Origin of the sequence: Sphingobacterium spiritivorum ATCC 33861 (assembly GCF_000143765.1) — a bacterium.
Classification (GTDB): domain Bacteria; phylum Bacteroidota; class Bacteroidia; order Sphingobacteriales; family Sphingobacteriaceae; genus Sphingobacterium; species Sphingobacterium spiritivorum.
Map to the genome: position 1 here is coordinate 831,862 of NZ_GL379770.1, position 13,407 is coordinate 845,268.

Annotated in this window: 9 protein-coding genes; 4 read left to right on the forward strand and 5 right to left on the reverse strand. The window is 40.5% G+C overall.

What is annotated here, in order from left to right:
• Positions 1–11: 11 nt before the first annotated feature.
• The 4 genes from HMPREF0766_RS03785 to HMPREF0766_RS03800 are packed head-to-tail and all read left to right on the forward strand — an operon-like array spanning position 12 to position 5,149.
• Complete coding sequence (locus HMPREF0766_RS03785) at positions 12–1,034, forward strand: glycoside hydrolase family 18 (RefSeq protein ID WP_002993874.1); 1,023 nt, start codon at positions 12–14, stop codon at positions 1,032–1,034.
• A gap of 44 nt (positions 1,035–1,078) precedes the next feature.
• Entirely contained in the window at positions 1,079–2,206 is a 1,128-nt protein-coding gene (locus HMPREF0766_RS03790; RefSeq protein WP_002993875.1) for a DUF1735 and LamG domain-containing protein, read from the forward strand.
• A 25-nt stretch (positions 2,207–2,231) separates the two neighbouring features.
• Positions 2,232–3,632, forward strand: coding sequence for a BT_3987 domain-containing protein (locus tag HMPREF0766_RS21795; protein ID WP_002993876.1), 1,401 nt, complete (start codon positions 2,232–2,234; stop codon positions 3,630–3,632).
• Between the two features lie 44 nt (positions 3,633–3,676).
• Positions 3,677–5,149 carry a BT_3987 domain-containing protein gene (locus HMPREF0766_RS03800; protein ID WP_002993878.1) on the forward strand — a complete coding sequence of 491 codons (1,473 nt, stop codon included), beginning with the start codon at positions 3,677–3,679 and terminating at the stop codon, positions 5,147–5,149.
• Between the two features lie 69 nt (positions 5,150–5,218).
• Here the strand turns inward: HMPREF0766_RS03800 and HMPREF0766_RS03805 are convergent, their stop codons facing one another.
• The 5 genes from HMPREF0766_RS03805 to HMPREF0766_RS03825 all read right to left on the reverse strand — a co-directional run bounded on the left by HMPREF0766_RS03805 (position 5,219) and on the right by HMPREF0766_RS03825 (position 13,162).
• The gene (locus HMPREF0766_RS03805) at positions 5,219–6,031 is read right to left on the reverse strand and encodes a hypothetical protein (protein WP_002993879.1); all 813 of its coding nucleotides are present in this window, start codon (positions 6,029–6,031) and stop codon (positions 5,219–5,221) included.
• Between the two features lie 220 nt (positions 6,032–6,251).
• Positions 6,252–7,265 carry a DUF4302 domain-containing protein gene (locus tag HMPREF0766_RS03810; protein ID WP_002993881.1) on the reverse strand — a complete coding sequence of 338 codons (1,014 nt, stop codon included), beginning with the start codon at positions 7,263–7,265 and terminating at the stop codon, positions 6,252–6,254.
• Positions 7,266–7,275: 10 nt separating this feature from the next.
• Positions 7,276–8,145, reverse strand: coding sequence for a putative zinc-binding metallopeptidase (locus HMPREF0766_RS03815; protein ID WP_002993882.1), 870 nt, complete (start codon positions 8,143–8,145; stop codon positions 7,276–7,278).
• A gap of 2 nt (positions 8,146–8,147) precedes the next feature.
• Positions 8,148–9,596 (reverse strand): RagB/SusD family nutrient uptake outer membrane protein, encoded by a 1,449-nt coding sequence (locus HMPREF0766_RS03820; protein WP_002993883.1) that lies wholly within the window; start codon positions 9,594–9,596, stop codon positions 8,148–8,150.
• A gap of 11 nt (positions 9,597–9,607) precedes the next feature.
• Positions 9,608–13,162 (reverse strand): SusC/RagA family TonB-linked outer membrane protein, encoded by a 3,555-nt coding sequence (locus HMPREF0766_RS03825; RefSeq protein WP_236590552.1) that lies wholly within the window; start codon positions 13,160–13,162, stop codon positions 9,608–9,610.
• Between the last annotated feature and the right edge of the window lie 245 nt (positions 13,163–13,407).

The window sequence follows — 13,407 nt, forward strand, 5'->3', positions numbered from 1 at the left end:
AATAAAGTATTATGAAGAAAATATTAATATTCCTTTTTTGCCTGTACAGCTTAGGGAATTTATTTACAGGTTGTACCAAATGGACTGATCAGGAGACTTTGATTGTACAGTCTCTTGATGCGGACAGCAACAGTCTGGGATCTAATTATAAAAAATACCTGGAAAAGTTAAGGGCTTACAAGCAATCGGCACATCCACAGGCGATTGGCTTATTCAATACTAGTAACTGGAAAACGGATGCTACACAACAGAGCACGTTTTTGTATAGCTTGCCAGATAGTCTTGATATGATTTGTCTGCTTAATCAGGATAGCCTGATGACGTCCGAACAGAAGGCGGATATGAGTTCAACACAAGCTACAAAAGGTACAAAAATGCTGATGTCGTTTGATTTGATTCGCATGAACAAAAGACTAAAAGACCGCTTACCGGCATCTCCGTCCAAAGATGAAATAGCAACTTCCATAAATGCATATGTAGATTCAATGCTGAATATTTATCAGCAGAATAAATACAACGGTATCTATATCCGGTATGAGGATTTGTATTGTTTTAATTGTAAGGAGATTCTATCAGATATTGATCTGGTTTCCGGCTTAATTAGTCGCATAGCAGCTGCTAATTTCTCAAAAAAAATACTTTTTCAGTTTAAGGGAACGGATGCTGTCTATCTGAAAGATGAAGCTGCAGCGCGCATAGATTATTTCGTGCTTAACTCCTTAAATGTAAAATCTACCTCATATTATGAGTATGATGGATTTTTAGAATTTTTTACTAAAATAAAAGATTTTAATCCTTCCAAGTTTATCCTGTTAGCATCTTTTGAAGGAGATCGCTGGAAAATGGGGGGAGATGAATTCCCTGTAGGGAACAGTACTTTTATCGGTACTTCGGAAGCCTTGGCCCGATGGAATGTCACAGGAGGAAAGAAAGGAGGACTGGGGATATATTATATAGAACAGGATTATAAAAACAATCCACCTTTCAAGTATAGCCGAAATGCCTTACAAATTCTTAATCCGGCTATTAAGTAATTGATAATAATGAAATTATTGATTCATCATAACAAAACATACAGATGAAACGTATAAAATTTTTTCTCTTTTTCTTCCTTGTGTTAATCGTCGCAGGAGGATGCAACAAAATTACAGATGGTGTAGATGAACCTGATAATGCTGTCTATATAAATGAATCACTGGCATACCGGCCTATTAATTTTACCGTCAGAGGAGGGAGTGCAATACAGGACTCGCTGTTACTTACTCCTAGGCTTGTAAAGGCCGAAAACAAAAGTGTAGAAGTCGCTGTGAATGTTGATAACAGTCTGGTCGTAAAATATAATCAGGTTAATGGTACAGATTATGATTATCTGCCTCAGAAATATTATTCATTATCCACTTCGAATGTCACTATTCCGGCTAACAATATTTTCGGAGGTTCTGTTTATGTCAGATTCAAGATTTCAGATCCTTTTCCAAGAGGTAAGAAGTACTTATTACCTGTTACGATTACAAATTCGGCAGATTTTCCTGTTGTCAATTCGTCAGGAACAGCATTTTACCTTATCAGTGATGGCGGCGGAGGTGCCAGACCGGTAGCTACAATGACAAATAATGCACTGGCGGTTAATTTTACAAATGCTCCGGCGTTAACACAATTTACTTTTGAAGCTATGGTGTTTGCCAATAAGTTTGACAGGTTGATCAGTACTGTAATGGGAATAGAAGGCAATTTGTTGCTTAGAATAGGTGATGCCGGTATCCCCTCTAATCAGATGCAGATGGTTATGTCCGGTCATGCCAATCTGAATACAGGATCAGGTGGAGAGCTGTCTACCGGTAAATGGCATCATGTTGCTGCGGTATATGACGGTGCGACGATAAGCGTTTATCTGGACGGACAGTTGGTCAAAACTGGAAATGCTACAGGCTCGTTTAATATAAACCGAAATTTTTATCTGGGTTATTCTTATAGTAAAGACCGGTATATCGACGGCATGATGTGTGAAGCCCGCGTGTGGAGTATTCCGCGAACTCCTCAGGAACTGATCGCGTCTAAGGATTATGTGGATGCCAGGACTCCGGGTTTGTTAGCATACTGGGCTTTGGATGATAATACGGGAAATATGGCGAAGGATAAGACAGGAAACGGGTACGATGCTACTGCCACAGATCCGATTGTATGGACCCAATCTGTTATTAATTAACCTTGCTAGCTAAAAGATTAAGGATATGAAAAATTATATTATAAAAGCCATGTGTAATAGCCTTATTGTCGGGCTTGTGTTTACACTCATACTGACTTCTTGCAATAAGAATACGGTCACTTTACCAGATCCGTACGATGTGTATGCTGATATGAAAACTTCGGGATTTCTTGTCAATAGTGAAAACAATCAGAATACTGTACAATTTAATGTTATCAAGAAGAATACAGGTATCAGCATTGATAAAGATCAACTGAATCTTAATTTTAAAATTTCTGCTCCTGTAGCGATGGATATTACAGGAAAGGTTAGTGTTAATGAGACATTATTGACTTCTTATAACTCCGATCACCAGACCAGTTATCAGTTGCTCCCGGCTAACACATATGTTTTATCTGAAAATACGGCAGTTAGTATCAGTAAAGGAAATACACTATCAAACGCTGTTAGTCTTAAAATGACAAATTTAAACAGTCTTGTTTTGGGTCAAACTTACCTTTTGCCTGTCAGTTTGTCTTCTGTATCAGATGCTTCGCTTTCAGTTCATGAGAGTTTCAAGACTACATATCTGATGGTTAAAGTAGATGCAAATGAATTTCCCAATACAGATAAGCCTAACGGGATCAAGAGTGTATTGTATGTAGAGACGGGGTCCAACAGCATTTTGAATGCTGGCAGGTATGTTATGAAGAGTAGTGGCAAGCCATTTTTTGATATGGCTATTCTATTTGCCCCAAACATTGGGTGGAAAGATAAAAAACCTGTTGTCACATTGGGAAGTGCCTATGATCAGTTAAATGATACAGAGAAATACATTCGTCCGCTGCAACGTAAAGGAATCAAAGTATTGGTCAGCTTTTTAGGCGCTATGCAGAATTACAACATGGAGGAGATTGAAAAAATTAGTTTACAGATCAAGCAGATTGTTGTCCGGTACGGTCTGGATGGAATTAATTTTGACGATGAATACCAGAGCTATAACGGTATTGAAATGCCCGTGGCAAACAATTATTCTTACACGATGCTGATAAAACGTTGTAAAGAATTGATGCCGGATAAAATCGTGTCATTTTACAATATCGGCACCACGCCCCAGGTTGCAAATGGAGTCACTCCAGGAGATTATCTGGATTATGCCTGGCAGGCCTATTACGGCTCTTATTACGCACCTTCTGTACCCGGCCTGACAGATAAAAAGAAACTGGGTCCCGGTGCAGCCTGGATTCCGGCTGCCGGCGGGCAGGGAGGTAATGTTACAGATGTAAATACAGCAGAAAATATTGCAAGAAGAACGATACAGGACGGCTATGGGGTGATGGTCTTCTATGATCTCACTGCAACTGCACAGATGACATGGATGGAACGGGTGGGAAAAGCCTTGTACAACGAAGATGTAATCACAGTCGAGGATCCGTATAGATTATAATCTCTTTTTTAATCTTCAGATTCTAACTGAATAAAACTTATGTTATGAAAAGAAAAGCATATATCACTATATTAAAGAGTAGCATTTCTCTACTTTTATTATTGCCTTTGTTGTCCTCCTGTAGTAAGGACAATGTGATCAATACAAAATATCTGGAAACCTATCTGGGTCCGGACCAGTTTCAGACAGACGCGACGCTACCAACATTGAGTTTTGATTTGTATGCTGATGGCCGGGTCAATGGCGGCAATAAGCCTGCAGTACTGAGCTTTGCTAATCCTATTAAACTTTCAACATCCAGTCCGACAGATATTAATGTAAAATTGAAATTTGCCGATAAATCTTTGGTAGATGAATATAATGTTAAGAATAACACCAAATACAGCATATTACCGGAAGGAGCATGCAAGCTCCAACAAGAAAGTTTTGTTATAAAATCGGGGAAGTTAATTGCCGATACGGATTCTATTCGCCTGAATCTGGCAGATGCTGGGGTGTTAACTTCGGAGGCCACTGAATATTTGTTGCCAATTATTCTGGATGGCCTGGAAAGCAAAGACGCAGGAGCTAAAATAAATACAAATGCAATGTTTATAAAAGTTATTCCAAAAGTCTACCTGGCATCTTTAAGCGGGTTGAATATGGAGAATAACGTAATCAATATGGTATACACTACAACCTCAGAAGGGGATATTTTTGTTCCACCTTCTGACAGAACTATTCAGCTCAAACTTAATCCTAAAGCTGGCACTTCTACTGCTGTGGAAGTTGTAAGTGGAGGGGAGGCCGCTGTAAACAGCTATAATGCTGCCAACAACAAGAGCTATACATTGTTGCCTGCATCCACTTATAGTATAACATCCGGTGGAACAGCTGTATTCGAAGCCGGACAGAGTACAATTGATTTATCTGTCAAATTACTGAATAATAAACAGCTTGATGTAAAAAAACAATATTTGTTGCCTTTAACCCTAAAACAGGGTAACATCGCCTTTTCCGATAAGAAAGCGAATACAGTGATGATAGTGATCAGTGCTAAGGTGACTAATATAGACCTCAGTAGTAAGACTCCGGTTGCTGGTACTGTAGTAAATCGTAGCAACCCTGCATGGAGTATTGTTGAGGCCAGCAGACCTTATAATTCCACATATGCAGCAGCTAATGTATTGGATAACAGAAACACGACTTCCTGGTTTGCTGCAGGTGTAAATAGTTTTATAACATTAGATATGGCTCAAAGTAATACTGTTAAAGGTTTTGTGCTTATGCCTAGTTATGCATTTGGGGCTACGTACAATGCTACAGGTATAGATGTGTTTACTAGTAATGATAATGTAACGTGGACCAGTCAGGGTACATATACAGGAGACAGAGTGCTGTCATCTTCCTCTGCGACATCACCGGACAACCGTAATATTAATTTTTACACTCCTGTGTCCTGCAGATATGTCAAGTTTGTCATGAGTACGCTACCTAATTCATATGGTGGTTTCTCCGAGATAAATGCTATAAAGTAATAGTGAGATAATATTGTTTTATTGTTTAGTTAGTTAGGCTCAACCCGAAAGGGTTGAGTTTTTTTGCTTTTACAGCTTTTCGTACTGTTTACGTATCATGTGATAATATTTGCTGTTTTGTGCATTTGCCGCCAACTGATCAAAACTCGATTTGTACGCCGCAAAATCTCTGTAAAGGTATAGCTCATGGAAGACAAAAAAGGTAGTTACAGGATTTTCGTTGTTTTGTTGTATCATTTGTTTCAGATTACGTTCCATGTCAGGACTGTTATTACCAGCCTGGCTCTGCGCCTGTATCTGCTTATTCAGCTCTCCGGCCTGTGTATAGTCCGCATTATTTACCGCCTCAGCCATTTTATGCTGCAAGGAATCTACAGTGTTTTTTTTAGCCTGTTTATCGTTTTCATAGATCTTCCAATACTTCTCGGACAGCGCACAATCTTTACAACCGTTGGGCAGCAGGGACAGCGTTGGCTGTTCTGTCAATTCTATCTGTTCTCTGTCGAGCGAAGGTTGAAGAGTCACTTTATAAGTACTCTCCTGATCCGGATTCAGATATAGGTTTTTGGTGAGTATAAATTGCTCATTCAGATCTTGTTTATGCCGGCTGGACCGGTACATATGATGAGGGATATACATTCTTTGCCAGGAAATGCTTAATACATACATATCAGTAGGTAATGAGTCGAGCACCCATTCACCTGTCAGGTTGGTAAAAGAAGTACTGCGCAGCTTTTCTCCGCTGATATAGTGATAGATGTCTACTGTGCAGGAATCTATTAACGGGTTATTAAATACTAAAGTCACTTTCTGGCGATCCTGTTTGCAGCTCAGAAATGTACAGAACAACAGGAGTATGCCGGGGAATGTTAATTTTTTCATGTTGGTGAAATCAGCTTTTTTCTACAGGATCTTTACAAGTAAAGAGGGTGTTTGAAAAGGAATGAGGCAGATCTGATTTGCCTGAAAAAATGAATTTGCAATCTTAGTTATAGGACTTTAAGACTGGTTTAATTCTGTTTTTTCAGATTTGCAAAGACCGCGGCATACTTCTTCAAGACACCCTCCCTGAGGTTAATAATCTGAGGTTACAATGTTTTTATTACCGGAGGGTATAAGTAGCTGTGACAGCTTCATTCCCTTTCTGATCATATGCAACAAAATCTATGTCTACATTTGTTCCGTTTTTTCTGACTTCTTTTGCAATCAGATAATGAGTTTTGATTTTATCTTTGAAGGCTATGACATTCTGATTTGTATTTGCATTGTATGTAAACGGATAAAACGAAAATGCATTCTGTCCAAACATACAGGTGAATCTCAGTAAAGTTGTATTTGCTGACCCGGGTATCTTCTCATAATAATCCACCAAAGGAGTATACATCGGTAAAAATCCTTTCGCTGAAATATTGGTTACAAAAGGATCTCTTGCCTGATAAGCAACAACCTGTGCATCAGACCACACGCCTATACGGAATAAAAACGTTTTGCTTGGCGAGCCATCTGCATATTTGACGACAAGATCACCGTCTCTGTTGACCAATCCGGTACGGCCGGTTGCTGTGGTGAGATCAAAATAACGATCAGCGTCCGCCCAGGTCCAGTTGTCAGGTCTTTTAAACATTTTGTAAATCACACCACCTTCTTTGGTATAAACACGTCCGCTGCGGTATCCGCGGATCTCGAGTGTATCAGCAGATACCTTCACGACATTGTACACATGATCTGTAATGTCGGATGCCATTGCTCCGATACGGAAGAAAGAAGTCATTACTGATCCGGTTGTAAATGTAATCTGCGGACTGCCGATACCTGCAGAAATATTAAAGTATGCATCTGCAGGATCGGTATATCCATATACAGTCGTGATATTCACTTTATTGGTTACCGTATCAAACTTGAGGACTACCGGCGAATAGACATTGTTACTCAGGCTCGACTTGACCATCATGACCCACCCGTTTTTGGAGTTCTGGATCGTCTGTTTAAATTCTTGTGTCAGTTTGGCTGTTCTTTCCGGATTATCATCAAAGTAGGAGTTTGTAATTGTATCTTTCTCACAAGAGGAGAGTAATCCAATAACCGCCAGACCCATTATATATAATTTCTTAATCATAACGCGCTTATTAATAGTTAACTTGATATACGAGTGAGTCTAATATAGGCTGAAGTTCATGCAGATCTATTCCCATATCCAGGTACTTCTGATAAACCATTTTATATTTGGTTTCCAGCTTAGGGTTTTTACTTACGATAGTCTGAATCTCACTTTTAGGCTTCAGTGTAAGATTCTCCACCGTAGTTGCAAAATCTTCTTCCGGAGCATATCCGCCATATGGCGTGAAGAAACCATCCAGATTGGCTTGTGCAGTACTGCGGCTTCCGTAGGTGAGGCCATAGTATTCACCCTGAGAGATACGATCATAGATGTAACCGCGGCCTACCTTGTGATCGATCTGATGTGCATGTTCGTGAAATAAAGTGGAGATATGTGATCTTAACCAGCTTTTATTGGTCTTGCTGAAATTGTTAACCCCACCCATACCTAATCTGTAAAACTGCCCGTTTAGTCCTGCTCCTGCAGCTGTACCGGTAGAGGTAATGTCATTGAAGTGTACAAATCCTCCGACAATGATAAATTCTATAGGGGTCTCTCCGTTAAAGAATTTCGGAAAACGCTCTTTAAGTGTTTTTAGCCATATTTTGTCGAGCATCACTTTTGTGTATTCCAGCGCGAGGTCATATCGTGCCGGTACGAAGAATGTACTTCCCGTGATGGTACGTGGCGAAAATTCGTAAATAATCTCTACACCATATGCTTTCTGGATTGAATCTGCCAGATAATCCAGCTCATTCCATGCAGATTTCGGTTTTTTCTCTTTTTTTGTGAAATAATCAGTCGTTTCGTCGATCTGATCTATTTTGGTACTGTCTTTAGCACAACCTGCAAAGGTTAGCAAGGCAAACAGTATCAGCACTGTTATCGTATTTTTCATAATTATCTCGGATTTAATTGATTCTCTAATGAAGGATTACCCACACGCGCATTGATCGGGATCTGTATAGCCGTTCTTTTGTCATTAGGTTCAAGTACGACATCCGGTGTGGCTGATGTCCTGACCAGACGATGTTCTATACGCAGACCCAAACGTTTGATATCATACCATCTGAAACCCTGTCCGATTAGCTCCATGCGTCTTTCTTTCAATACAGTTGCCAGAGCATTATCGGTAGTCGATGGAGTTGGCAAAGCCGTATAAGGTGTGATTCTCTCCTTACGGATGGCTTCGATATCCTGCATCGCTTTTGTGATATTAGGACTTGCTATCCTGAGATAAGCCTCAGCTCTGTTTAACAAAACTTCTTCCATCGTAAAGCAATCGTATCTTGAGGCTGCTGCATTCGGATTATTGGGTTGATTGGCATATTTTACGACCAACGCCACACTGTCTATAACGGTACCTCCTGAACTGAAAGACTGGAACCGAAGATCCGAATTAGGCGTGCTGTAGAAGATTTCATGTGCGAGGTAAAATCCACACAGACGATACCCGATAGGACGACACAGAAACTGGCTGCTCTGTGCAGTCAGCAACAGGTTGGGGTGAATGCTGGGATTCATAATCTCCTGTGCCCAGTACTGCTCACTTGTGGTTCTTTTGCGGTTTACGTCATCACTCATCTTGCGTACAATTACACCTTTTTCAGCTACAGCCAGGTCGCTGTATTTGATGACATCATCCCAATTACCTTTGTATAGACTGACTCTGGAAAAGAATGCGTATATGCTGGCCATCGAGAAACGATACGGTGTGTTCGGCATAAATTCGCGTCCTTCTTTTAATAAAGCAAGGCCTTCATTCATGTCTTTTTCAATCTGATCGTACACTTGTTTTACTGTCGCGCGGTCAAACAGAGGCCGATTAGCTTTAGGTACTTCCAATACCAGCGGTACACCCAGATCTGTGGCTGAGGTCGCCGTATTGTAATGCATGCCAAAGAGATTAACTAATGAAAAATAGGCATAGGACCGGATCATCAAAGCTTCTCCCTTGATCGCTTTCTTTTGTGTCTCGTCTCCGGATGCTTTAGCTAATTCTTCTATTACCGAGTTCGCATCGTATATCTTTTTGTAATAATGTGCATATGCAGCTCCGGGCGATGCGATATTTGTCTCCTCATATTCATCTTTCCAGAGATACAGCGGGATATAGCGTGCTCCCATATTTGCCTGCATTGTATTGGCATAGTGATGGTAATTGTCTGTTAATATTTCTGTGAACATATCCTGACGTTCGGGATATGCATTCACCAGTACATCTTCGAGGATATCAAGCCCTTGTGTCAGGTCCAGCCTGTTGTCGTAAGGCTCATCCAGGAATTTTGAACATGAAGTAGAAAATCCTGCGGAGATTACTGTTAGTAAAAGTATGATATAAGCTCTCATAGTTTGTTCAATTAAAAACCTACGGTTAATCTTAGTGAGTATGATCTTGGATTAGGCAGAGATGTACCACCTGTCAATAATAATTCAGGATCCACACCTCTCAGTTTGTCACTGGCTTTGTAATACAGATTATTTCCTGAAAGAATGATACGTGCATTTTTTACAAAAGGATATTTCTTGTTGATAAGACGCCCTAATTCGTATGAAACCATTACTTCATTAAGACGGATTACGCTGGCATCTGCAACCCTGAAATTACTTCTGTTATACGCTACTTCATCAATATTGGAAACTGTACCAAGATATGTCCGTTGTATGGTACTCAACAGTCCGGGTACATTGGTGTAGTTTTCATCTCCGATAGTTTGCCAGCGATAATTAAGATCTGCCGATTTGGAACCGCTGTCATCATAAGAACGCGCGGCTATAGGAGACATAAAGACTTTGTGACCGTAAGCATAGGTAATAAATATGCGGAATTCAAATCCCTTATACTGCAACGAGTTGGAAAGTGATCCTGTACCCAATGGTTGTCTTGTCCCCATATATTCGATCAGCGAACGATCTTTTTCACTGGCAATAATACCGGTTACACGCTGATCGCCTTTCCAGAATGTAGGACGGCCATCTTCATTCAGTCCTGCAAAGCGGAAAGCATACAGACCTTCATAAGGTCTTCCGTTAAGCGGATAGCCGTTAGAGCGCGTGATCTGTGTCAATAATGAAGACTCCAGTTCTCCGCCGATGACATTATTCTTTACATAACCATATATAAAGTTGGCATCCCATTTCAGATCTTCTTTGTTCAGGATATTTTTGATTCCTATAGTCAAATCTACTCCGCGGTTAGTCATACTGGCGAAGTTGACGGTTTTGGTCTCAAATCCTTCTTCCTGCGCCACGTTGATCGTTGCAATCAGATCTTTGTTTTTACGGTCATAATATTCCCCGACAAAAGTAAGTTTGTCAAATAAACCAAATTCTAAACCCACGTTTTTGATATAATCTTTCTCCCAGTTAAGGTTGTATAATTCTGGTGAAGATACATTCACACCGATATCACTATTTTGAGCATCCAGTCTGGTTTTGTTGATGAATGCTGCACTTCTCAATGGAGAGGATTGGTAAGCATTACCGCGTAATGCATAACTACCACGTAATTTTAAATAATCTACAGTCTCGCTGATTGCTCCTTTTTTGAAGAAATCTTCACGATCAATATTCCATGAAACACCGACACTGTAGTTTGGTAAAAATTTGGATCGGGTCATACGGCCAAACATATTGCTGGCATCCATACGTCCTCCGGCTTCTATATTATATCTTTCCAGAAATGAATATTGTACATTGGCGTAATAGCCTGTTCTGTTTTCGTTTTCGAAAGATTCGATGTAGACACGGTCGTCCGTGTTTACGGAATGGATCATCGCCAGCTTACTTGGTGAGATAATCTTTCCTCCATAGTACAGATAGCCTATTCCTTTGGTATACTGACGGTCTATACGGTCACTGCTGATCTCCATACCAGCCAATGCGTCCACTGCGTGTTTGGACCATTTCTTATTGAAGTTCAACTGATTTCTGATGTACAGATTTTTACCCCAGTTAGAGCGTGCATACAGAAAGCCTCCGCGTGGCAGGATAGTCTCTTTGTATCCGTTAGGATCTGCAGGATCCTGATACAGCAGGGTGTTCTGTCCACGTAATACATCATTATAATCGACACGGTAAGCATTTGCCACATTAGATCTTTCTGTGACCGTATGGTCATAGCTGTTGTTTGTTTTTCGCAATGATAGTGTAAGGTCATAGCGTAATGCCTTGGTGATCTGATAAGATGGTCTGATATTCAGTTTGATATCCTGAGACTTGACTTGTGTGAAGTTTTCTTTTAACTCTTCAATAATATTGAAAGGAGCCAGATTTTCAGTGTAATACTTGTATGATCCGTCCTCGTTGTACGGATACATGGTTCGGCTGGTATTCATCGCGTACAGGAACGGATTGATCTCAAATTGTCTGGAGATATCTGAATATGTAGTTGTACTGTTGTATGTTCCGGGCGTGAACTGATCACGGTATGACCAGTTGAGGTTGACGTCCAGTTTCAATTTGCTTGTGATGTTAAATACATTACGTGCGTCTACTGTAAAACGATCCATATTATAGCCGATAGCTTGTCCGTCATCATGTGCATAACTACCGGACAGGTAATAGGTATTCTTATCAGATCCTCCGTTGAAAGAAAGCGAGTGTTCCTGTACCACATTATTCCGGAATAACACATCAAACCAATCCGTATTGGCCATAGTTGATTTATTCAGTTCGGCATAAGCCTGATCCAGGTTGATATTTCTAAGCGCCAGTTGTTTGTATGTCTCCGTATAAGCTCCTGTATAGGTAGGCCAGTTGGCATTGGACAGATACCCCATATCATACATCTGCTTGTATAACCCCATTTCTTCCTGTGAATTCATCAGGTTGAAATTTTTGATATTTGGTTTGATACCCAGCGATAGTGCTGTAGAAAAGTTAATGTTTCGCTGATTGTATGCTCCTGATTTAGTGGTAATGGAGATAACTCCGTTTGCGGCTCTTGTACCGTACAAAGCTGTTGCTGCCCCATCTTTCAGGATCACGATATCTTCTATATCCTGCGCATTCAGTCCTGCAATTGCGGATCCTAATACTGAAGCCGGATCTCCTGAATACAACTGGCTTACCGCTACATTGGAAGGGGAGGTGATCGGTACGCCGTTGATGACATAGAGCGGTTCCTGATTGGCACTGATGGAAGAATTACCACGAATCCTTATTTTAGGTGTAGACCCGAAAGTTCCGGAAGTATTCTGTACACTCACACCCGCTGCTGCTCCCTGTAACATTCTGGAAACGTCAATAGCACCGGAGCGGTCAATCACATTTTTGTCAACCTGACTCACCGAACCTGTAAACTTGCGTTTATCCAGTTTCTGGAAACCTGTAACAACGACTTCATCCATACCTATGTCCGATGGAGTAAGAGAAACATTGAGTACATTGTCTGTGACCTTACGACGTATGGTTCCGAATCCCAACAGGTTGAATTGAAGCGTAGCATTGTTATTTCTCAAGGTTAACCTGTATGCCCCATCATTGTTTGTAGCTGTAGAATTGTTGGTTTCCAATTCGGTTACCGTCACGCCGGAAAGAGGTTGCCCTCTCTGATCCACGACTCTTCCCGTGATCACCTTTTGCTGCACCATCGCATTGGGACTGGCGATCGCTACTGATTCTTTGGCTTTTACCGTTATGATTTTATCCGTAATGACAAAATCAAAAGGTTGATTCTGGAAAATCAAGGCCAGTGCATCGTTGATATTTTCATTGGCGACAGCCACAGATACTGGTTTGGAGATTTTTACGAAATGGGAGTTAAACAGGAAGTTATACCCGCTTTGCCGCTGGATCTCTTTCAGTACATTAATAAGTTGCTCATTCCTTACTTTTAGGTTGATGTTTTGCCCGAAGGTATGGGCATTTACATGAAACATGAAGGCGAACAATAGCAATGGAATTAGTTTCATGGCTAGAATAACGCTTTTGGAAATTCTGCATTCATGTATCCGGTTTTTCACAACTATGCAAAACCTGGATATAAATGCATAGACTTTTTCTTTCATAAGATTTGGTTGCGTACAGATACGGCGTACTACAGCAGTTTGGTCAACTCACTGATTTACGTATATTTGTACAGGTTGGTTTAAAAAATAGTTTGTTACTTTCTTAGGCCAATTAGGTATATATGACCGCATATGACTGGGGATGGTGC